General features: G+C 48.4%; 25 protein-coding genes. 10 read left to right on the top strand and 15 right to left on the bottom strand.

Features of this window, described 5'->3' with window-relative positions; all coding sequences use genetic code 11:
- Nucleotides 1-6 precede the first annotated feature (6 nt).
- From KF839_RS07255 to ahr, 3 genes are all read right to left on the bottom strand, one after another.
- Nucleotides 7-900, bottom strand: coding sequence for an ROK family protein (locus KF839_RS07255; protein ID WP_292917179.1), 894 nt, complete (start codon nt 898-900; stop codon nt 7-9).
- Nucleotides 901-978: 78 nt separating this feature from the next.
- Nucleotides 979-2,379, bottom strand: a complete 1,401-nt coding sequence (locus tag KF839_RS07250) for an OmpP1/FadL family transporter (RefSeq protein ID WP_292917178.1) — start codon at nt 2,377-2,379, stop codon at nt 979-981.
- A 313-nt stretch (nt 2,380-2,692) separates the two neighbouring features.
- Nucleotides 2,693-3,694: an NADPH-dependent aldehyde reductase Ahr gene (gene ahr / locus KF839_RS07245; protein ID WP_292917177.1), complete on the bottom strand. Its 1,002-nt coding sequence runs from the start codon at nt 3,692-3,694 to the stop codon at nt 2,693-2,695.
- A 182-nt stretch (nt 3,695-3,876) separates the two neighbouring features.
- Here ahr and KF839_RS07240 point away from each other — a divergent pair, with 182 nt between their 5' ends.
- Entirely contained in the window at nt 3,877-4,149 is a 273-nt protein-coding gene (locus KF839_RS07240) for a TMEM165/GDT1 family protein (RefSeq protein WP_292917176.1), read from the top strand.
- A 41-nt stretch (nt 4,150-4,190) separates the two neighbouring features.
- Here KF839_RS07240 and KF839_RS07235 read toward each other — a convergent pair whose 3' ends face one another.
- The 9 genes from KF839_RS07235 to rplU form a co-directional block, all read right to left on the bottom strand.
- Nucleotides 4,191-5,531: an ATP-binding protein gene (locus KF839_RS07235; protein WP_292917237.1), complete on the bottom strand. Its 1,341-nt coding sequence runs from the start codon at nt 5,529-5,531 to the stop codon at nt 4,191-4,193.
- Nucleotides 5,531-6,214: a response regulator transcription factor gene (locus KF839_RS07230; protein ID WP_292917175.1), complete on the bottom strand. Its 684-nt coding sequence runs from the start codon at nt 6,212-6,214 to the stop codon at nt 5,531-5,533. The genes KF839_RS07235 and KF839_RS07230 overlap by 1 nt, the downstream gene beginning before the upstream one ends.
- 71 nt (nt 6,215-6,285) lie before the next feature.
- On the bottom strand, nt 6,286-6,537 hold the full coding sequence (locus tag KF839_RS07225) for a PepSY domain-containing protein (RefSeq protein ID WP_292917174.1): 252 nt from the start codon (nt 6,535-6,537) through the stop codon (nt 6,286-6,288).
- Nucleotides 6,538-6,652: 115 nt separating this feature from the next.
- Nucleotides 6,653-6,982: a hypothetical protein gene (locus KF839_RS07220; protein ID WP_292917173.1), complete on the bottom strand. Its 330-nt coding sequence runs from the start codon at nt 6,980-6,982 to the stop codon at nt 6,653-6,655.
- A gap of 279 nt (nt 6,983-7,261) precedes the next feature.
- Nucleotides 7,262-8,374, bottom strand: coding sequence for an acetyltransferase domain-containing protein (locus tag KF839_RS07215; RefSeq protein WP_292917172.1), 1,113 nt, complete (start codon nt 8,372-8,374; stop codon nt 7,262-7,264).
- Nucleotides 8,375-8,390: 16 nt separating this feature from the next.
- Nucleotides 8,391-9,500: a glutamate 5-kinase gene (proB, locus tag KF839_RS07210; protein ID WP_292917171.1), complete on the bottom strand. Its 1,110-nt coding sequence runs from the start codon at nt 9,498-9,500 to the stop codon at nt 8,391-8,393.
- Entirely contained in the window at nt 9,494-10,567 is a 1,074-nt protein-coding gene (gene cgtA, locus KF839_RS07205) for an Obg family GTPase CgtA (protein WP_292917170.1), read from the bottom strand. Before cgtA ends, proB begins: the two co-directional genes overlap by 7 nt.
- Before the next feature lie 100 nt (nt 10,568-10,667).
- Nucleotides 10,668-10,925 carry a 50S ribosomal protein L27 gene (gene rpmA, locus KF839_RS07200; RefSeq protein WP_292917169.1) on the bottom strand — a complete coding sequence of 86 codons (258 nt, stop codon included), beginning with the start codon at nt 10,923-10,925 and terminating at the stop codon, nt 10,668-10,670.
- 11 nt (nt 10,926-10,936) lie between these two features.
- Nucleotides 10,937-11,248, bottom strand: coding sequence for a 50S ribosomal protein L21 (gene rplU, locus KF839_RS07195; protein ID WP_292917168.1), 312 nt, complete (start codon nt 11,246-11,248; stop codon nt 10,937-10,939).
- Between the two features lie 144 nt (nt 11,249-11,392).
- Here rplU and ispB point away from each other — a divergent pair, with 144 nt between their 5' ends.
- The 4 genes from ispB (at nt 11,393) to KF839_RS07175 (ending at nt 16,329) form a co-directional block, all read left to right on the top strand.
- Complete coding sequence (gene ispB, locus KF839_RS07190; RefSeq protein ID WP_292917167.1) at nt 11,393-12,361, top strand: octaprenyl diphosphate synthase; 969 nt, start codon at nt 11,393-11,395, stop codon at nt 12,359-12,361.
- Nucleotides 12,362-13,017: 656 nt separating this feature from the next.
- Nucleotides 13,018-13,245 carry a PP0621 family protein gene (locus KF839_RS07185; RefSeq protein ID WP_292917166.1) on the top strand — a complete coding sequence of 76 codons (228 nt, stop codon included), beginning with the start codon at nt 13,018-13,020 and terminating at the stop codon, nt 13,243-13,245.
- 52 nt (nt 13,246-13,297) lie between these two features.
- Nucleotides 13,298-14,908 carry a sensor histidine kinase gene (locus tag KF839_RS07180; RefSeq protein WP_292917165.1) on the top strand — a complete coding sequence of 537 codons (1,611 nt, stop codon included), beginning with the start codon at nt 13,298-13,300 and terminating at the stop codon, nt 14,906-14,908.
- On the top strand, nt 14,899-16,329 hold the full coding sequence (locus KF839_RS07175) for a sigma-54-dependent transcriptional regulator (RefSeq protein ID WP_292917164.1): 1,431 nt from the start codon (nt 14,899-14,901) through the stop codon (nt 16,327-16,329). Before KF839_RS07180 ends, KF839_RS07175 begins: the two co-directional genes overlap by 10 nt.
- A gap of 66 nt (nt 16,330-16,395) precedes the next feature.
- On the opposite strand, the gene KF839_RS07170 is transcribed toward KF839_RS07175, so the two are convergent.
- Together KF839_RS07170 and smpB are read right to left on the bottom strand one after the other, a co-directional pair.
- Entirely contained in the window at nt 16,396-17,415 is a 1,020-nt protein-coding gene (locus KF839_RS07170; protein WP_292917163.1) for a COX15/CtaA family protein, read from the bottom strand.
- A gap of 51 nt (nt 17,416-17,466) precedes the next feature.
- Nucleotides 17,467-17,910: an SsrA-binding protein SmpB gene (gene smpB / locus KF839_RS07165; RefSeq protein WP_292917162.1), complete on the bottom strand. Its 444-nt coding sequence runs from the start codon at nt 17,908-17,910 to the stop codon at nt 17,467-17,469.
- 89 nt (nt 17,911-17,999) lie between these two features.
- On the opposite strand from smpB, the gene KF839_RS07160 reads away from it, so the two are divergent.
- Both KF839_RS07160 and KF839_RS07155 read left to right on the top strand, forming a co-directional pair.
- Nucleotides 18,000-18,437 (top strand): type II toxin-antitoxin system RatA family toxin, encoded by a 438-nt coding sequence (locus KF839_RS07160; RefSeq protein ID WP_292917161.1) that lies wholly within the window; start codon nt 18,000-18,002, stop codon nt 18,435-18,437.
- Complete coding sequence (locus KF839_RS07155; protein WP_292917160.1) at nt 18,424-18,723, top strand: RnfH family protein; 300 nt, start codon at nt 18,424-18,426, stop codon at nt 18,721-18,723. Before KF839_RS07160 ends, KF839_RS07155 begins: the two co-directional genes overlap by 14 nt.
- A gap of 3 nt (nt 18,724-18,726) precedes the next feature.
- Here the strand turns inward: KF839_RS07155 and KF839_RS07150 are convergent, their stop codons facing one another.
- A complete protein-coding gene (locus KF839_RS07150; RefSeq protein WP_292917159.1) occupies nt 18,727-19,017 on the bottom strand; it encodes a SemiSWEET family sugar transporter in 291 nt (96 codons plus the stop codon).
- 242 nt (nt 19,018-19,259) lie between these two features.
- Here KF839_RS07150 and KF839_RS07145 point away from each other — a divergent pair, with 242 nt between their 5' ends.
- The 3 genes from KF839_RS07145 to KF839_RS07135 all read left to right on the top strand — a co-directional run bounded on the left by KF839_RS07145 (nt 19,260) and on the right by KF839_RS07135 (nt 22,143).
- Entirely contained in the window at nt 19,260-20,495 is a 1,236-nt protein-coding gene (locus KF839_RS07145; RefSeq protein WP_292917158.1) for a vanadium-dependent haloperoxidase, read from the top strand.
- A gap of 205 nt (nt 20,496-20,700) precedes the next feature.
- Nucleotides 20,701-20,937 carry a hypothetical protein gene (locus KF839_RS07140; protein WP_292917157.1) on the top strand — a complete coding sequence of 79 codons (237 nt, stop codon included), beginning with the start codon at nt 20,701-20,703 and terminating at the stop codon, nt 20,935-20,937.
- A 588-nt stretch (nt 20,938-21,525) separates the two neighbouring features.
- A complete protein-coding gene (locus KF839_RS07135; RefSeq protein WP_292917156.1) occupies nt 21,526-22,143 on the top strand; it encodes a PEP-CTERM sorting domain-containing protein in 618 nt (205 codons plus the stop codon).
- The last annotated feature ends 1 nt before the right edge of the window (nt 22,144 follow it).

Genomic DNA, 22,144 nt, shown 5'->3' with positions numbered 1-22,144 from the left:
TTTTCTTCAAATCTCATCACTCCGCCACAACTGCGCTGCACCGCGGACGCCGGAGCTGTCGCCGTGGATGTTTTTCAAGATAGGGGTGGTGAGTTGATCGTTAAACACGTAATGCGCGACCCGGTTGCGGCCCTCGGTGTAGAGTCGCTCGATGTTGGAAAGCCCGCCGCCGAGCACGATGGCATCGGGGTCGAGGATGTTGACCACCATCGCCAGGGCGCGGCCAAAGCGCTCGAAAAAGCGCTGCATCGCAGCTTCAGCCAAGGCATCGCCTTGTACCGCCAGCGTCACGATATCATGGGCTTTGAATGCGCGATTGCCGCCGTGGCGGTGATAATCGGCGGCCAGGCCGGGGCCGGAGATCAGCGTTTCGACGCAGCCTTTTTGACCGCAATAGCAATCCGGTCCGTTCCATTCGAGAATATTGTGACCCCATTCGCCGCCGATATGTTGCCGGCCCGGGTGCAATCGGCCGTTGAGTACGATACCGCCGCCGACGCCGGTGCCCATGATGACGCCGAACACGACATCGTGATCTTTACCCGCGCCATCGAGTGCTTCGCTTAGGGCGAAACAGTTGGCGTCATTGGCGATGCGCAGCGGACGTTGCAGCAAAGCCTGCAAATCTTCCAGCAATGATTGATCGTTCAGGCAAATGGTATTGGAGTTTTTCATCCTGCCGGTTACCGCCGATATGGCGCCCGGTGTTCCGATACCAATCGTGCAACGCCGGCCAGCTTCGGCTTCGAACGATGCCACCAGGCAGGCGATGGTACGCAGGATCGCTGAATAACCTTCGGATTGAGGCGTGTCGACGCGTTTCCGCAGACATTCGGCACCGCAATCATCCAGCACCACGCCTTCTATTTTAGTGCCGCCTAAATCGATACCGATGCGCATGGACGAATTTTAACCAGAGTCATGGAGAAACACTTTGCGGGAATGCGAGTATTTTTGCAAAGCGGGGTGGGGATTATTTCAGAATCGCCAGTCCAATTGCAAACCGATGATATCGGCTTGCTCGGTATATTTACCCGCGAGCAGTTCGCCTGTGGTTCCGCGCCGGTTGATTGTCGGGTTATCGAAAAACAGATGCGCATACGCGCCATGAAGGGTGATGTTTTGGCGGATCGCATAAGTCACGCCGACAGATAGCCAGTAACGATTGCTATCGGGAAGGCGCGCCGAGCGATTTGCCGGATTCGGGATCGGCGTTTCATCATAGGCGAAACCGCTGCGGAATATCCACTTGCCATCTTCGGTGAAATAATTCACGCCGCCGCCGTAGCGCCAGGTGTCACGCCAATTCAGCGGCTGTACGTCGTCGCTTTGATTGGATTTGAAATCGGTCCTGAGCTCGCGGATCAAGCTCCAGTGCGTCCATAAGGCATCCGCGGAAAACGCCCAGCGAGGGTTGATGCGATAGGAAAAACCGAATAAAACGTTGTCGGGTAAGGTAACCGAAGTTTGCGCGCCGGTATCGACGAAAGAATTACTGAGCGTGAGTATCGCGGCGTTTTTGGGTATCGTGAAATTCGCATGATTGTCGATATCATGGACAATCCTGGAACGGTAGCTGGCGCCCAGGTGAATCTTGGAGTTCAGTGTGTAGAACGCGCCGACATTGTATCCAAAGCCGACGCTGTCGCCCTTGAGCGAGATATGGCCATCGGATTGTTGCGGCGACAATCCCAGGGGGGTACAGATCGAAGTCCCCAATCTTCCGACACAGCCTGTGCCGAGATCAATGGCGTTGGTAAATTTGGAAGTCAGGTATTGCACGTTGAATCCGACTCCCAGCGATAGTTTCTCGGTAACTTTTAACGATAGCGACGGGTTGAAATTGTACGTCGTGACTTCGGAATCGATGGCTTGATAGCGGCCTTTCCAGTCAGAGTGGTAGCTATTGCGAGCCGCGAATGGAACATTGAAGCCCATGCCAAATGTAATCCGGTTTGTGAGCGGATGCACATAATAAAAATTCGGGATAAACGAGGGACTTACAAAATCGCCGCCATCACCACCGCGGAGCGGCGCTCCGGACACGGTCGCGGACGATTGATTATGAAATTGCGCAAACGGTACGGAAATATAACCCGCTGAAGTTACCAATCGGCTTTGCACGTGACTCATCGCCGCCGGATTAAAGAACACCATACTGCCGTCACTGATGTTGGTAGGTGCGCCGGAAAATGCTTGCCCTAATTCCTTAACGCTTTGCTCCATGATCGCAATGCCGGCGCTCATCGCTGCCATCGAATATTGCAGCAGAACGAAGCCCAGTAGAAAAATGCCTTGGCGGCGGCATATATCCGCGATTGTTTCAATATTAAATCGCTCAAAAATCTTTTTGCAGTTAAAAATCAAAAATATGGACAATATTTTTGTTCTCCCCGGATAAGCACATGGATTAAATGGCTTTTAATTAATGGGTTTGTGGCGGGTGTTGATAGAAAGCATTAAGTATATTTTAATATAATTTGATACTGCTTGACATAGTAAGCCGAAATATTGTTTTTTCCAACTGTGAATATTTTCGTCAAACTTTCTTGTTGATTGGAAAGGTGATCGACCAATTGATATCTGCGGCGCCTAATTCGTGTTCGAAACAGAAACCAGCTGATGCTAAACCAATTTCCAATGATCGATGCTTATAATTTTAGTCCCGGCAATGTTATGTCTTGAGAGGTTACTAATTATGCAAAACAATACGGTATTTCGCTGAGCCGCTCGCAAGTTTTGCAAACGCATCATTGACTTGATCCATGCGGAAGCTTTCGATAACGGGTTCGATTTTGTGCTGCTGTGCGAATTGCAGCATGGTGGCGATGGTGGCAGGGCTGCCGACGGGTGAACCGGATACGTCGCGTTGATTGGCAATCATCGGAAATACGTTAAGATCGAGTGGTTGCAGCGGTACGCCGAGAAAATGCAACCGGCCTTTAGGGCGTAAAGTGGCAAGATAAGCATTCCAATCCAGTTTTACATTCACGGTTACGAGGATCAAGTCAAAGCGATTAGCGGCGACAGCCAATTCGTCCGGGTTTTTCGTATTCAGCACCGCGTGCGCACCCAGAGACATCGCTTCCTTTTGTTTGTCCGCACTGGAAGTAAAAGCAGTTACGTGGCAGCCCCAGGCACTGGCGAATTGCAATGCGAGATGACCTAAACCACCGATGCCGATGACGGCTACTTTTGCAGTCGATGGAATGTTATATTGCACCAGCGGATTAAAAACGGTGATGCCGCCGCAAAACAATGGTCCTGCGGTTTTAGCATTAAGATTATCCGGTAGTGCCACTACGCTGACCGCCTTGGCGCGTACTTTGTCGGCAAAACCGCCGTGGCGCCCGACGATGGTGGATTCCGATTGTGCACACAAATTGTGATCGCCGGATAGACAACTATGGCATGTCATGCAGTAGCCGGCATGCCAACCTAAACCGACACGTTGACCGACTGATAAATTATGCACATGAGTGCCTTTGGCTGAGATAGTGCCGATGATTTCATGTCCCGGAACGAACGGGTATTGCGTGATTCCCCAGTCGTTATGCAGCATGCTGAGATCGCTATGGCAGATACCGCAATGCTCAACGGCGATTTCCACATCGTGATCGCCAAGTGGCCCCGGGTTGTATTCGAATGGCTGTAATTTGCCACCCGCTTCAAACGCTGCATACGCTTTAATCATGATTGCTCCTCTCGTTCATACCGGTTAAGCTTGAAAGCTGATTTTGAAGAATATCATAACAATTTATTATCTTATCGCTGTTTTTTGGAAATGATGCATGATTTGAACATGATGATCAGAAAGCATGACATGATTCCAATCGGTTAACTTCAATCGTTACAATCAATCTTTAGACTTTTTCCATGGAATATAAAATTTTATTAACTGTTTTTGTCACGGTATTTATCGCGGAACTTGGCGATAAGACACAGCTTGCTACACTACTATTTGCCGCCGATAAGGAAGTCAGCAAACTGACGGTATTTGTCGGTGCATCGCTGGCCCTCATCGCCACGTCGGCCATCGGAGTGCTGGCTGGCAGCTTTATTTCCGAGCATATCAGTGCGAAATATTTGCACTATCTCGCCGGTGTCGGATTTATCGTTATCGGGATTTGGACACTGATTAAAGCTTGATCGGTCAATTCATTAAAGAGAGCGATACCGGTCGCTTTCGTTTATTTGGCTTTCTTTAGGCGCAACGTAATGCAGGCTCCGCCAGCCGGATGATTTTCAATCGATAATTCTCCGCCGTAGACCTGAACGATATCACGCACAATGGCCAGACCGATGCCGTGGCCGGGGGTGGATTGATCGGCGCGCACGCCACGCTCCAGTATTCTGGCGATTTGATTAGGTTGAATACCGGGACCGTCGTCGGTTACCTGAATGACAACTTGATTGTCTTGATAATTGGCGGATAGTTGAATGCGCTGCCGGCACCATTTAAAGGCATTGTCAACCAGATTGCCGAGCAACTCCATCAAGTCACCCTCATCAATGCGCAAACCGATATTACTGTCTATTTGGATTGCTATATCAGGTTGCTTGTTACGATAGGCTTTGGCAACGGTGGCGACGATTCTGTCGGCTAACGGACGCAGGATGATTATACCCATCCCGGGAGAGCTGCCGGCAGTGGCGGCGCGGCGTAGCTGGTATTGAATGATGTTGTCGATGCGGTCGATTTGTTCCTGTATCGCCTGGTGCCGGCTGGTTTCATTGTCGTCGCTGTGAATAGCACCTTGGAGCACGGCTAACGGCGTTTTGAGGCTGTGCGCCAAATCTGCCAAACCGTTACGGTAACGCTTTTGTTGTTTGTGTTCGTGTGCGATTAGCGAGTTAATATTGTCGGCTAATAGCTGCAATTCGCTAGGATAGGCGCTTTTTAAACTTTCCTGCTGCCCGGATTCAATCGCTGCGAGCTCGATGGAAACTTTGCGGAGCGGTTGTAATCCCCAGCGCAGCACCAGCATTTGCGTGGTCAGCAACAACACCACCATGATGCCGAGTAAACCCCATAAATCCTCGCGATACTGCTCGATCTGCGCTTCAAATAACGTCGCATCGGTGATTACATAAAAAGTTAATGGATAATCGCCACTGGGTGTTTCCCAGGCAACGCCGTACCGGTAAACAAAATAGGGCGCATCGTTGATCAGAATTTGCGTAAATTCCTTTTTACCTTTCTCCACTAAGGGAATGTCCGGAACCGGCTTGTTCAGTGATGAGGTGGAGCGCCAGGCAATGCTATTGCCGGGACCGACGATAAAGGCATAAGCATCGGAATTGACGTGACCGAGTTCCGCATCGAGTAAGTTGGTAGGAACGTCCAATTCCCCCGAGTCTTCCACCTCGGCATCGCCCATCAACATCAGTACTTTTGCAAACAACCGGTCTTTGACGCCTAAACGTGCGCTGTCATAAAAAGCCCGATCCAGCATCCAGGCAATTCCCACGATAAAAATCAGTAATACCAATGTAGCGCTGAACAAAACACGCTGATTGAGTGACATCATCACGGTTTATTGCATTCCAAATTAAACCGGTAACCGCGGCCTCGCATGGTTTCAATCGGATTCAGCGTACCGGCTGGGTCCAATTTGCGGCGCAGCCGTCCGACCATGACTTCGAGTACATTGCTGTCGCGATCTTCGTCGTGCGGGTAGAGGTAATCGGATAAGGTATGTTTGGAAAGCACTTCGCCGTGATGACGCGCCAATTCTTCCAGCAAGCGGTATTCGAACGACGTTAATTCAATAGTCTCTCCGTTAACCGTTACCGTTTGTGAAGTAACATCAACCGTAATCGGGCCGCATTTTAATTCTGTTTGCGGAATGCCGGTGGCGCGTCTGAGCAAAGCTTTAACCCGGGCTTGCAATTCTTCCATTTGAAATGGTTTGGTCAGGTAGTCGTCCGCACCCATTTCCAGGCCTTGCACTTTGTCTTGCCAACTGCTGCGCGCGGTCAGAATCAGGATTGGCAATAAACTGCCGCGTTCCCGCAGTGTTTTGATGATTTCCAGACCGGATTTGCCGGGTAAGCCGATATCGATGATGGCTGCATCAATCGGATATTCAGTAGCGAGAAACAGGCCTTCGTCTCCATTGCCGCAGATATCGACCATATAACCCGCTGCCTCCAATTGCTGGCGGATCTGATTTTGTAAACGGAATTCATCCTCAATAACCAGGATGCGCATGTTTATCTCCTGTGATACCTACTATGAAAAAAATTGCGTGTGTTCCAGTAACATGAGATTTTGTGGCAGCGCTAGTGTGCTGAAATCACCGAGCCGTCATGCACGTCGATTAAAACGGTATGAACCGTACCTTGGCTGCTGAGAATTTTTACCCGATAAGTATGATCGATTTGATTAACTGCCAATACGCGGCCTTTAAATTGTTGTTGCGCAATGGTAATTGCTTTTTGCTCGGTAATACCGGCAGCCGGATCGCTAGCTGCTGAGCGTTCGTGAGTAGGATTTAGCGTATCGGCTGTTGCCTGCATGTCCGCGCTTGTCATGATTATTACGATGATTACGAATTTCCATCGTCTATTCATAACCAACCATCCCCGGGTTAAAAGTAGAAATTAGGCTGGCCACAGTTACAGTGCAATCTGCCGCCGGCCTGCAATGTCAGAAGCGTATCATAAAATCCATATTTCCGGTGCCGATCCCCATCATCATTTGTGGAGGAAGAGTATAAATCGGAGCGGGGTAATAGTTGTTGTAATAGTTATAGCGCGGTTGCGGGTAGTAGGGTTGGTAATACCCCGGCGGTTGGCTATACACATAACCGTAACCGCCGCCGTAACCGCCGTGGTGGTGTTTATGATGGTGATGTCCATGGTGATGACCATGACCGCGATGGCCTCTGCCTGCTTCAGCTAAGGAAGGTGTTGCCAATATGAGTGCCAAGCACAGTGTCAACAACAGGCTGGTTAGTTTGCTCGTTCGGGTGTTCATGATATTTCTCCTTTCAGTTGTTTATTCTTGATGGTTACTGATGGCGTCAATCTACGCCGGTCTGAATGAACGAAAACTGAATGAAAAATATTGCTACCGGTTCGCTTGGAAGCGCTGATTAATTGTCTGTACTAGCGATTTACTGCGTTGGGCGGCGTTCAGAAGCCCGCCTATCATATTATTGGTATGTTTCGTTTCTTGCGTTCCATTCGCCTTGCATATTATTTTGCCCGGCGAATTAATCAGCGCTTTCCTGAGATGCAATAATGCGTGTTGAGATTATAAGAAGCGTAATAGGCTCTGCGGATGCCGCCATTTCAAGGTGCGGTAAGCGCGGCAGATCGGATAGAGGATGATCAGCGCCAGCAGCGTGATTGCGTAAGTTTGTTCCAGACCACCGCGTTCAAACAGCGGTTTCAGTGCTGTCAGTACGACGAAGTGGGCGAGGTAAAAAAATAACGCGGTTTGTCCGAATACCAGCACGGGGCCATTGCGATGGATGGTTTTTTTCCATGACTCCAAACGCATCAGCAACGACAGAATGATGGCCATCAAACCCAATTCCAGCAGCGTATAAGCCAAACTGGGCGGATATTTGCTGACGTGCAGCCAGTACGTTAAAGTGTTGCCTTCCAAGTACATAAATAGATTGCCGTAACCGTCGAGGCCGCGAACGATTACGAACAGCGTCAATGCCAACCAGCCGCAAGTTAATAGTAGCCGGCGTGGAGCTTCAGAACCGGGTGGCTTGGTCATGAGCCATTGTCCGAAAACCCAACCGAGCATCATCATTCCGAGCCACGGTAGAGCGGGGTAGAGTACCGTGTAATTGTCGTTGAAGTCCGGTGCAAAGGTGAGTGCCAGCCAAATCGGCGTGTCGCCGCCTGGTTGCCACAGCAGCATTAGCAAAAACTCTCCACCCGCGATAATCAAAATGGCCAGCCACAATACCGCACCGGTGCTGAGGCGTTGCAAATAGACCATTAACATCATGCTGATGCCGATGGCGTACAGCACTTGCAAAATGGGTTTGCCGCCAACCAGTGAGAACACAACTAAATCCAATAACGCGATAAAAGCGCCGCGCAGCAGTAACTCGCGATCGATGTCGGCATCATCCATGATGCCGAGCTGCCGCCGCTGCAGGTTGCTGATCGCGATCGATGCGCCGGCAAGAAAAATAAACGTAGGAGCGCAGATATGCGTGATCCAGCGGGTCAGAAATTGATCGGTGGCTAACTGAATACCTGGTTCATACAGCAATACCGAATCGGTAAATAGCCGTTGTTCGTTGAAAAACCAGGAAGCGTGATCGAGCGCCATCAACATCATGACGATGCCGCGAAGCCAATCGATGGCGGCGATGCGTTGTGCGTTTTTATCGATCGGCATGATTGCGGTGAAATAATTACAACAAAACCAGATTGTTTCTGTGAATGAGTTCCGGTTCATCCACATAACCCAGAATTGCTTCGATTTCGCTACTGGGTTGTTTCAGGATTTTTTGCGTTTCCACTGCACTGTAGTTGATCAATCCGCGTGCGATTTCGCGCCCGTCCGGGTCCAGGCAGGAAACCGTTTCGCCGCGTTCGAATTCGCCGTTGACGGCGACGACACCGATCGGCAGCAAGCTTTTTCCGTCGCCGGTCAGCGCTTTGACCGCGCCCGGATCAAGCGTGACGTAGCCGCGCACTTGCAGATAATCGGCGAGCCATTGCTTGCGCGCCGCCAGAACCGGTAGTTTGGCGATGAAACGGGTGCCGATGATTTCATCCTGACTTAAACGGACCAGTACATTGTGTTCATGGCCGGAAGCGACGATCGTATCCGCGCCGCTGCGCGCCGCGCGTTTGGCCGCGATGACTTTGGTTTGCATGCCGCCGCGGCTGATGGCGCTGCCGACACCGCCGGCCATCTTTTCCAGTGCCGGATCGCCGGCATGCACTTCGTTTAATAATGTTGCGGTTGGATCTTTGCGCGGATCGCTGGTGTATAAGCCGGCTTGATCGGTCAGGATGATCAGCGTATCGGCTTCGACCAGATTCGTGACCAACGCTGCCAGCGTATCGTTGTCGCCAAAGCGGATTTCATCGGTGGCGACGGTATCATTTTCGTTGATGATCGGGATGATATTGAACTTGAGCAGCGCTGTCAGCGTGGAGCGAGCGTTCAGATAGCGCTTCCGGTTTGATAAATCTTCGTGCGTCAATAGCACCTGCGCGGTTTGCAGGCTGTGCTGCGAAAAACACGATGCATAGGCTTGCGCTAGCCCCATTTGGCCGACTGCTGCCGCTGCCTGCAGTTCGTATAAAGCGGTCGGACGGGTTTCCCAACTCAATCGCTGCATGCCCTCGGCAATCGCACCGGAGGAAACGAGAATAATATCCTTGCCGGCTTGTTTGAGCGTGGCAATTTGTGCCGCCCAACCCGCCAAGGCGGCATGATCGAGTCCTTTACCTTGATTGGTGACCAGACTGCTACCTACTTTGATGATGACACGGCGTGCTTGCTTCAGCATGAGTTCAGCAGTTCATTATCGGAATTTTCAGGGTCTTGCGGTTCCGGTTCCGATGGAAGATGGTGTTCCAGGTAATCCATGATGGCGTAGGTGAGCGGTTGACAGCCTTCGCCGGTCAATGCCGAGATGATAAAATACTGCTCTTGCCAGTTCAATTTTTGGATAAATTCCTGGCAGATCCGGTCACGCTGGTCGGCCGGTATCATGTCGGTTTTATTCAATACCAGCCAGCGCGGTTTTTGATGCAGAGACTGATCATATTTTCTTAATTCTTCAACCAGCGCGCACGCTTCATGAACCAGATCGGTTTCCTCATTCAGCGGCGACATATCCACAACATGCAGTAATAACCGGGTTCGCGTCAAATGTTTAAGAAAGCGGTGCCCCAGTCCGACGCCTTCGGCGGCGCCTTCGATGAGTCCGGGAATGTCCGCCATGACAAAGCTGCGGTTATGATCGACGCGCACCACACCGAGGTTGGGTTGCAGCGTGGTGAACGGATAATCGGCGACTTTGGGTCGTGCCGCAGATACAGCGCGGATTAAGGTGGATTTTCCGGCGTTCGGCATACCTAGCAGACCGACATCCGCGAGTATTTTTAGCTCCAGTTTCAATTCGAGCTCTTGTCCTGGTTCACCATAAGTGAATTGGCGAGGGGCGCGATTAGTGCTGGATTTAAAATGCAAATTGCCTAATCCGCCGGTGCCGCCTTTGGCTAAGAGTACTTTCTGTTGATCATGAACTAAATCAGCAATTGTTTCGCCGCTATTGAGATCCTTGATCAACGTGCCGACGGGCATGCGCAGCACGATATCTTCGGCGCTTTTGCCGTAACGGTCGGAACCTTGGCCATTTTCACCATTTCTTGCGCGATGTATGCGCGCAAAGCGATAGTCGACCAGCGTGTTGATGTTGCGGTCCGCAATTGCATAGATGCTGCCACCGCGCCCACCATCGCCACCATTAGGACCGCCTCTCGGGATGTATTTTTCCCGCCGGAAACTTGCGACACCATTGCCACCTTTACCGGCTAATACTTGGATGATCGCTTCGTCAATAAACTTCATAATTCAATGCAACGATTTTCTGGCGATAGGGTGCAGCGTAAACAAAAAAGCCCCATCGTTGGTAGACGGGGCTTTTTTTAGAAAAAGGATATTTAAGATGTTATACAGGTATAACACTGGCAATTTTACGATTGAACGGACCTTTGGTGCTGAAATTGACTTTGCCTGTTACTTTGGCGAATAGTGTATGGTCTTTTCCCATGCCGACATTCTCGCCGGGATGAACTTTTGTACCCCGTTGACGAATAATGATCGAACCTGCCGGGATTAGTTCACCGCCATAGCTTTTAACACCAAGCCGCTTCGAGTGTGAATCACGTCCGTTTCTGGAACTTCCGCCTGCTTTCTTATGTGCCATCTATCAACTCCTTATGCTGAAATACCGGTGATTTGTATTTCAGTGTAATTCTGCCGGTGACCTTGATGTTTCTGGTAGTGTTTGCGGCGACGCATCTTGAAAATGCGAATTTTGTCATGCCGTCCTTGACCCAGAACCGTTGCATTAACTTTTGCACCATTCACGAGCGGTGTTCCCACAGATATTTTGTCGCCATCCGCAACCATCAATACTTGATCGATTACCAGCTCGCTGCCGTTTTCCACATCCAATTGTTCCACTTTCAGTTTTTCACCTACTTGTATTCGATATTGCTTACCGCCGGTTTTTATGACCGCATACATATTTTGACTCCATGCTTCCTTTTCAGAACGGCGAATTATACATAAATAGCCCTTGATTGTGGAGGAAAATTTTGTATTACGTTCTTTGTGCTTGACACGCGGGGGCCGTCATTCCTAACATAGCGTTTTCTTGAAGGTAATATTGTGTCAATCGAATATATTAGAAGTTATATCGCCCGGGATATGGAGATCGTCGATGATGTCATCCGGGAAAAGTTACATTCTCATGTTGCATTAATTCGTCAAGTCAGTGAATACATTATTAATAGCGGAGGTAAGCGGTTACGCCCTGCATTGGTAATTCTATCAGCCGGTGCTTTTGGTTATTCAGGAAAATTTCATCACAATCTCGCGGCCATCGTTGAATTTATTCACACTGCGACACTGTTGCACGACGATGTGGTCGATGAATCCGAACTTCGTCGAAATCGAGAAACTGCCAACGCATTGTTTGGCAATGCCGCCAGCGTGCTGGTCGGCGACTTTTTGTACTCCCGGGCATTTCAAATGATGGTGGAAGTCGACAATATGCGTGTAATGCAAGTGTTGGCCGATGCGACGAATACCATAGCCGAAGGCGAAGTATTACAGTTGTTGAATTGCCGTGATCCGCAAGTGACGGAAGAGAATTACCTACAAGTTATTCGCTTTAAGACCGCCAAGCTGTTTGAAGCTGCCAGCCGGCTAGGCGCCATTTTAGGGAATGCATCGCCGGAGGAGGAAAATGCAATGTCGGTTTATGGCATGCATTTGGGTACCGCGTTCCAACTGATCGATGACATGCTCGACTATACGGGAAATAATCACGATATCGGTAAAAATCTGGGTGACGATCTGGCCGAAGGGAAGCCTACATTGCCTCTTATTTATGCGATGCGCGTTGGGAATCCGGATCAAGCCGGTATTATCCGTAAGGCGATTGAAGACGGCGGCAAAGATGGGTTTCAACCGGTTTTAAATGTCATTCGTGAAACATCGGCTTTGGATTACGCCAGACAATGCGCGCAGGCCGAAGTCGCAACAGCCACCGCGGCGATTGCCGCTTTACCGGAATCAAAGAATAAGGAATGTTTGCTGCAATTGGCACATTTCGCTGTCACGCGTAATTATTAAAGTGGCCGATTGTTCGCTATTGGGGATCACTCCGCTGCGCCAGAGATTTCAATCTAAGTAATTTCTGGGATTGTATCTATATTTCTGATAGTTATAAAAGTATTGTTATCTTTTGTCTGATTCTTTTCAGATATCTTTCTGAAGTCACGTAAATTTGGATTGCCTGTTATTTTGAATTTTAATGATAGGCGCTAAAACCACGGCTATTCCAACTATTGCCTACAAAAAAAATTGCTAAGCTAAATTTAAAGAAACGCTGATTAATTGTCTGCGCAAGCGATTTGCTGTGTCGGATAGTGCTCAGAAACTTGCCTATTCTACTGATATGTCTCGTTCTTTGCGTTCATCCGTTTTGCAACTCATTTTGCCCGATGAATTAATCAGAGCTTTCCCAATATAGCAATGGCAACTCCCGTCAAAAATTTCAATTAAGGCTTGAAAATTGGAGCAATAAGGGAAAATATAATGCCAGAGACTTTTGCACGGTGTCATGAGCGGTACTGGAATAAGGCAAAAATTTGCGGAAAAGCGGAGTTTACACGGGGTAAATGAGCATTTTTTGCGAATTTTTAACGCGATTATCGTGTCGCGTAGTAACCGTGCAAAAGTCTCTGCCAATGTCATTCTATATCATTCTATAAGTTGCAGAAATACAAATGGGAAAAATAATTTTTTACATACTCGTCGCATTACTGATTTATTGGTTCATTAATTATCGTCAACCTAAACGAAAGAAGAACGAATCCTTTACGGAGCTTGCTGAAGATACTGTGATCTGTGCTCATTGCGGTGTTTATTTACCTAAAAAAGAAGCGATTGACAGTCAGAATAAGTTTTTCTGCTGTCAGGAACATTGTGATTTATACGTAAATTCTTCATCTTAATTTCATTATTGTGTCAACCCTTGCTAATTCAACTTCGATCAAGCAGCCACGAGTGAGCCGGCCTGCAGTGGCCATCAGTGATGCCGGAAACGTGGACCAGTATTGGCGTTCACTGACTTACTTTAATATTTACCGCTTGTTGATAGGGGGTGGTCTGCTGATAGTCACACTGAAAGCAGGTTTTGTCGACTTCGGAGTGCATCGATACAATCTGTTTTTGTATGCCTGTTATGGCCATTTCATCAGCAGCGGCATTTCTATGCTGTTGATCAAGTGGCGGATGCCTGCTTTTGATTGGCAACTAACTATCCAAGTGATCAGCGATATCGTCTTTTTCTCTTTGATGCTTTATGCCAGTGGCGGTTTACAGAGCGGTTTGGGCGTCGCGCTCTTGGTGACGCTGGCGGGTGCGGGGTTGATCAGCCGAGGTCGTTTGGCGCTTTTCTTTGCCGCCGTTGCCACTATTAGTCTGCTTTTGCTGGAAACCTATTCCTTGCTGACAATTCAATTTTATCAAGCGCAATACTCGCAGGCGGGGCTGCTGAGTATGGCTTATTTCGCGGTTGCTTGGTTGGCCTTTCGGTTGGCCAAGCACACGCTTGCGAGCGAGCGATTGGCGCAAGAACGCGGTGTCGATCTGGCAAATATGGCGCAAGTGAATCAGTTGGTGATTCAGGATTTGCAAGAGGGGGTTTTGGTCGTTGATAAGAATGGATTCATTCGGCAGCGCAATAGCTATGCTGAAAAATTGCTCGATCTCAAGCCTCTGTCCGGTAATGCGGAACGGCTCAGATTGTCGGATTCGATACCGGAAATTGCCGCTCGGCTGACGAGCTGGCAGGGCAATAGCAGTATTCAGTTTGATTTGTTGCGTTTAACCCATAGCAACGCACTGGTGCGTACACGCTTTCTCCCTATCCAGTCGGATTTTCGCAACGGTGTCGTCATATTCCTCGAAGACATGGGGCGTGTGCAGGTGCAGCTACAGCAGCTCAAACTGGCTGCGTTAGGTCGCCTAACGGTCAATATTGCGCATGAAATTCGCAATCCTCTGTCCGCAATCAATCATGCGGCTGAATTGCTGGAAGAAGAACAGCTCGAAGCGAACTTCGATTCCCGGCTGGCGCGTATTATTTGCGAGAATGCGCAACGGTTAAACAAGATCGTGAATGATGTGTTGCAGTTGAACCGGAGTAATGTGGCGAAGCCGGAGGTTTTTGACGTGCAAGATTATATCCGGAAATTTCTCGAAGAATTCTGCGACACCGAGAAAATCGATCATGGAGTATTTATTTTGAGTAGTTCTCATAAATACCTCATTTGTTTTGATCGTGATCACTTGAACCGGGTATTGTGGAATTTATGCCGGAATGCTTGGAGGCACTGCCGCCGGCAAACCGGCAGTATTTACATTCAACTGGAGAAAGCAGTCAATGAGAGCGATTTTTGCATCGATATCATGGATGATGGCCCCGGTGTTGATCCGCAGCAAGCCAAGCAACTCTTCGAACCTTTTTTTACTACAGCTTCCGGTGGTACCGGTCTGGGCTTATTTATTGCACGTGAACTGTGCGAGATTAACCAAGCATCGCTTGATTTTGTCGAAGACTCAGTCTCGGGGCATTTTAGAATCGTTTGTAAAATAAACAAATTATGTCAATAGTTAATGGACGCAATGCGGTTGCATCGCGTAAAAACACGTCTCCCAATATTCTAATCGTCGATGATGAGCCCGATATCATTGAGTTGCTGGAATTGACATTGGCGCGCATGGGGATGGATGTGGTGAGTGCAAGATCGCTTGGCGAGGCTAAGGATAGGTTGCAATCCAAGCGGTTTCAATTATGTTTGACCGATATGCGATTGCCGGACGGGGATGGATTGGATTTGGTGAGATTTATCTCCCAATCCTGTGCGGACTTGCCAGTTGCCGTCATTACCGCCCACGGTACGGCGGAAAACGCGGTTGCGGCGCTTAAAGCCGGGGCTTTTGATTACTTGGCGAAACCGGTTTCGCTGAAGCAATTGCGCGATTTGGTTAAATCCGCGCTCAGTTTGCCGCCAATGGTGGCGCAATCGGCGCCGGTCGTTCAGGCGCAATCGAATCGGCGCATGTTATTGGGTGAATCGCAGCCGATGCGTCAGCTTCGTGCAACCATCGATAAGCTTTCCCGCAGTCAAGCCGCCGTTTATATCAACGGCGAGTCCGGCAGCGGTAAGGAATTGGCTGCAAGAATGATTCATGAAAGAAGCGCGCGCCATCAACAGCCGTTTATCGCAGTTAACTGTGGCGCAATTCCGGAGAATCTGATGGAAAGTGAATTTTTCGGTTATAAAAAAGGCGCTTTCACCGGTGCCGAAAAAGACCATGACGGATTCTTTTGGGCGGCCAATGGTGGAACCTTGTTTCTTGATGAAGTTGCGGATTTGCCATTGGCTATGCAAGTCAAATTGCTGCGGGTCATCCAGGAAAAACAAGTGAGAAGAATCGGCGAATCGCAAGAAAAAAATGTGGATGTGCGCATTATCAGTGCAACGCATAAAGGACTGAGTCAGTGTATTGAGAATGGGGAATTCCGGCAGGATTTGTATTATCGGTTGAATGTCATCGAGTTAAATATGCCGGCGTTGCGTGAAATGCGTGAGGATATTCCATTGATTGCCACGACTATATTGGGAAAATTGTGCCGCGACGCGACGCGGCCGGTTGGCGATTTTACCAAAGGCGCGTTGGCGAAATTGATGAATTATGATTACCCGGGAAATGTGCGCGAACTTGAAAATATCCTGGAGCGAACGTTAGCGCTGTGCGGGGAAGTGCAAATCGGCGAAGCGGAGCTGCAGTTGCCCGCCGCAGCCAGAGAAGTCAAACTTTCTACACCGGATATTCCAACTGCTGCCTTGCCGGATCCGGATTCAGGATTGCCTCTGCAAGATTATCTCGATCAGTTGGAGAAGGATTCCATTGTCAAGGCGTTGAATCTTAGTCGCTATAACCGGACGAAGGCGGCTAAAACGTTAGGAATAACCGTCAGGTCGCTCCGCTACCGGATGGAACGGTTGGGCCTTAACGAGAATGCATAATCCGGCGATAAAGACGAGCCTGAAAATCGGTAAGATCAGTTCCGGGAAACGTTTTTCAGCGACCTGCTAATGCGATCGCAAACGGTGGCTTACCCATAAGGATGCCGCGAATAACAATACCGCGCCGCCTTGATGGGAAGCGGCTAACGGGATCGGTACGACATGCAACAAGGTGGCGATTCCCAAACTGATCTGCAGGATCAGCATCAGTAAAAAAAGATTGCAAGCAAACCGGGTTGTACCCGGTAACTCAATCTTGCGCGACTTGAACCAGAAAAGCGGTACTAAAAAAGCCAATGTCCACGCAATCAAGCGATGATCGAATTGCACGGTGGTAATGTTATCGAAGAAATTCCGGTACCAAGGTTCGAGAATGAAGAGGTCGGGTGGGATCAGATGTCCGTTCATCAATGGAAAAGTATTGTAAGCCAAGCCGGCGCGAATGCCGGCAACAAAACCACCCGATAGAATCATAATAAAAATCAATAGACTAAGACCAAAAGAGAACTTTCTTAACTCCTGAATTTTATCGTCGGTTTGTTGCGAGACGGGGTAAGGCGACAGCAATCCCAGAGCTACCCAGAACATGGCGGCAAAAATAATAAACGCCAGTCCTAGATGTGCAGTGAGCCGGTATTGGCTGACATGCGGGTCATTAACCAAGCCGCTCATGACCATATACCATCCCATAAACCCTTGTAAGCCACCTAGCACGAATATTCCCGCCAGCTTGATTCCCAGTGGCTTGTCGATTTGTTTTTTCATCAGGAAATAAATAAACGGGACAAAAAATACCAGTCCGATCATTCGTCCGAGTAAGCGATGAAAATACTCCCACCAGAAAATACTCTTGAATTCGTCGACGCTCATACCTTTATTGACTTGTTGATACTGAGGTGTGGCACGGTATTTTTCCAATAACACGTCCCAATCGTCCTGAGTGATAGGCGGCATGGTGCCGACGATCGGTTGCCATTCGACGATTGAAAGCCCGGAATCGGTCAAGCGAGTGACGCCTCCGACGACTATCATGGCAAATACCAAGGCACAACAAATTAATAGCCAAATTGCAATGGGTTTCTTCATAGTTGTTTGAAAATTAATAATAAATTTAATTCAAGAAGTTATTTTGTCGCATTATTTTGCGCGTAGTAGCCGCTGCTTGGTGCGTTCCCATTCTTTTTGTTTTTCGGATTCGCGTTTGTCATATTGTTTTTTACCCTTAGCCAAGCCAATTTCGACTTTGATCCGGCCGGTTTTATAATGCATGTCGATCGGGACCAGCGTATAGCCGGCACGCTCCACTTTGCCGATGAGCCGCTGGATTTCTTCGGCATGCAATAACAACTTACGTGTTCTCGCGGGATCAGGGTTGATGTGCGTCGAAGCTGTTTTGAGCGGACTGATGTGGCAACCGATAAGGAATATTTCGCCGTTGCGGATGATAACATAAGCTTCTTTTAACTGAATGCGGCCATCGCGAATGGCTTTTACCTCCCAGCCTTCCAGTACAATGCCTGTTTCATATTTTTCTTCGATAAAATAATCGTGAAAGGCTTTTTTATTTTGTACTATACTCATGCAGGAATGAAATTGGTGGGAATTACAAAATTCCGTTTATTTTATCAGTTTTTCAACATTACTCCATTGAGCTGGAGTGATTTACCTTTATGGCAGAAATAGAAAAATCGGTTTTGGTCGAATATTCGGCAAGTCAGATGTTTGCGTTAGTCGATAATGTTGAAGAATATCCAAGTTTTCTTCCTTGGTGCGGAGGGACTTCGGTCGATCCGCAAGATGAAGTTACGACGCATGCGACGGTTAAAATAAACTATCATCATATCCAGCATAGCTTTACCACCATTAATAAGCGCTTTCCGCCAGATCTGATTGAAATGAGTCTGCTGGATGGGCCGTTTGAACATTTGGATGGCTACTGGCAATTTATCTCCCTATCGGAGCATGCTTGTAAAATTAAATTCCGATTACATTACACCTTTTCACACAAAATTCTTGAGAAACTGGTAGGACCGGTATTTCATATGATTGCTAACAGTTTTGTCGAGTCTTTTATTGAAAGAGCTGAAACGATCTATGGCAAACGCTGAGAGCGCTTTTCAAGTAGAGATTGTTTATGCATTACCCAAAACTCAGGTGTTGAAGCAATTGACCGTACCGGACGGTTGTACTGTTGAACAAGCGTTATTAAGTTCAGAATTGCTGAACGATTATCCTGAAATTGATTTGGCGAAAAATAGATTAGGTATTTTCGGTAAGTTCGTGCAATTGGATGACTGCTTGCGACCCCATGATCGGATTGAGATTTACCGACCGCTCGTGATCGATCCCAAAGAAGCGAGAAGGAAGCGCGTTGGATCAAGAAACAAGCGGTGACCATCACTGATCGGGTAGCTTTTCACTAATCTTCCCGGTACGAATAAAGTAGAAGAATGCTGCAACCGTCAGGGAATTGATCGCCACGGCGATAATGTTCCAGACAATCACCGGCATTGAATCAATCAGAATGCCGTAGTAAACCCAAACGATTTGGAATGTACCCATGATGCCGGCCATGTTCGGGTTCATGCCTGCAGAGTTTCTGCGTTTCAACATCGTATATAAATCCGGGGCAGCGGCAAAAGTGGTACCGAGGCCTGCTATGAATCCGATAATCTCATGGCTTTCCATTCAGTTGTTTCCTCATGTAATGAATCCGATTACGTGTCAACGATTGCGATCTCAATCAAGTATAAGATATCCGATGAGCGCGGAAACATAACTTTGTCCGTTATGAATCGTGTTTCTTGATGATGTTGTATTGATTTGAATCAATGGTTAAGCGGGTGTTTGTCGACACACTATTCGCGAAAAGGTCTGGTCGGGGCGATCTATTTTTAGAGACGTCATTAATTGTGAGGAAACGTATGGTGATGAAAAATTTATTGGCAATCGATAGGTTCGTGTTACTGGTGTTTATTTCTCTGGTTGCGCATACTGCAACGGTCAAAGCCGATGCCGTTACGGATTGGAACAAGCGGGCGGGAGATATCGTCGTGGCTGCGGGTATCGGTCCATTACCTGCCGAGCGGGCATTGGCCATAGTGCATACCGCCGTGTATGAAGCGGTAAATGCGATTACCCAGCGTTATCCGGTGAGTGATTTGAAATTGCAACCGGCACCGGATGCATCAGTGGAAGCGGCGGTCGCGGCGGCTAACCGAGTTACGTTGATGCAATTGGTTCCCAATCAAACCGCTGCGATTGATATGGCTTATCAAACAGTGATTGCCGCCGTCAGTGATGAAGTTGCGAGGAATTCCGGTATCGCGGTTGGCGAACGAGCAGCACAAGGGATTCTGTCGATGCGAGCCAATGATGGCGCGTCCGATCAGGAAACCTACCGGCCGATTACCGGCGTGGGTGTGTATATCCCCACGGTTATTCCGGAAACACCGCAATGGATTACGCGCAAACCATGGTTGATGACGAATGCCGCACAATTCAGACCAGCGCCGCCACCGCGATTGGATAGCGAGCGCTGGGCGCGCGATTACAACGAAGTTAAAATACTCGGCCGATTTGATAGTCGGGTACGGACTGCAGAGCAAACCGAAATTGCCCGATTCTGGGAAGAGGTGATGCCGCCGATTTATCACGGTATCGTGCGCTCAGTGGCTACCCAGCCGGGACGGGAAATAACGCAAAACGCGCGATTGTTCGCCGCAGTCACGCAAGCGTCTGACGATGCATTGATCGCTGTTTTTGATGCGAAATATCATTACGGCTTATGGCGTCCGTTGACCGCGATCCGCAACGGTGACATCGACGGCAACGATGCTACTGAACGCGATTCTTCGTGGAGGCCGTTCATCGATACGCCAATGCATCCGGAGTATCCATGCGCGCACTGCATCGTGTCCGCAACTGTCGGTACCGTATTACACGCGGAAATTGGTAACGCCCCGCCGCCAGTGCTGATGACCGTCAGTAAAGCGGCGGGCGATGTATCCCGGAGCTGGGACAGTACGGATGCTTTTATGCAAGAGGTGATCAATGCGCGCATATACGACGGCGTGCATTACCGTAATTCCGGTGAAATCGGTGCAGCGATGGGCAAGCAGGTTGCCAAGCTTGTAATCGATAAATATCAATTGGGTAAAGAATAATTCCGCTGACCGACTTGCGAACCGGTGACTGTTATCAATGCTCATGATCGGTACAGTCGTTGTTCTGTGATTTTTCTTACTGACCTGTCTTCGGCAGTAGTTTACTCTGGCAGACTGTATAGGTTCGAGGTGGAACTGACAGCAAATTCAGTTACTCATGGAAAAGAAGTCATGCTCGCTAACATTGTTAAAAAGGAGTCGTTGCATGAAGACTTTGCTGCAATTGTTTTTGATGCTGATAATGGAATTCACCAGTGGAATGAGCGCGTTATCTTTTGCCGCTACGACATCGACTCAAATCAGCGGATCAGCCTCACCGGCAGGGTATTCCGGCAAGCAGGGCGGCAATAATAAAACTCTGGCGCCATCATCGGCATTTAATGAAGCGCTGTTTGGCGTGGAAATTGCGGAACGTTCCGATATCCGTGTTTCTTGCGGGTAAAATACCGCACTATCGCAACCGGCAGCGATGGCGCGCGTGCTTAGGCGCCGCTTTTGATGATGTCGTTAAGAATCCAAATGAATAGTTTAAAAAAGATATTCAAAACAACAATGAAGATTATTAATTCTAAGATAATTTTCATTAATCAATAGAAGATGAATGCTTATTAGTCAGAAGCCACAAGTTTAATTTCTTAGCGAAATTGGGCAAACATCGCGGAAGAAGGTTCCGGCGCGATGGGAAAATTCAATTTTGTATCGTTTGTACCACTTGCTTTTCAATGTATCCGAAACACCGAGTTCATTGCAACCTTCCGTTTCTATTCGATGTTTGGGCGATCATCAGAAATAAGGTGGAAATATCCCTTTATTCCGGCGATTGAGCTAAACCATCCCGTGAATAATTTGATCTATAGTTTTGATAAATGGTCATAAATGTCCTAGTTGTAAAGCAGGAATGATTGACTATGGAATTAATCAGTGAGCGAGCCTAGAATGAATATATCTTAATTTAATATAGTTTCTTTCGATAGCATAATTGCGGCAAAGGTGAACGGTTTAGCGAAATAATTGGTGACTGGAGTATAAAATGACACGAATATTGATAATTGCATTACTGCTGATCAGTCCGAATGTATCAGCATTTTCGGTAGAATGGCTGCCCTTGGTGACGACTGAAAAGAACGGCAACCCATTAAGCATTTATGGCAATCCGGTTCTGGAATATAGGAATGCCGGAAAAGGCGGCATCGATTGGGTGGTGACCGGTGACGGCCCGACCGGCGGGCGGGGAATACGGGAATTGTGGCTATTTGACGACTCGGCAGCCGGTATTCCGGGAACAAGCCAAGCGACTACAACGTTTTCCGCTATCAGCAATGCCGTAGGTTTTGTAATGGCGGGTGATCATAATGACGGTTTTGCCCAATTCCTGGTCGACAATGTCGATATCGGTACTTTTGATATGTATCGCGCCGGTAATAGAATTCTGGTAGTCACCGGATTAGATTTCATGACGCATACGTTGACGATCGTGCAGCTTGGAGAGCATAACCTCAATTCAACCAAGGGCGATGTTGCGATTTTTGGCGGTGCTGCGTTTAACACGTCGATTGCGGCCATTCCGGAACCGCAAACCTACGCGATGCTGCTGGTCGGCTTGATGCTACTGGTTTCTATGGCACGTTACCAAAAACAATATATCTAAC

The organism is Nitrosomonas sp. (assembly GCF_019635155.1).
Lineage (GTDB): Bacteria > Pseudomonadota > Gammaproteobacteria > Burkholderiales > Nitrosomonadaceae > Nitrosomonas.
Note: the sequence above shows the minus strand (reverse complement) of the source record. Positions and strands in the feature narration are given on the sequence as shown.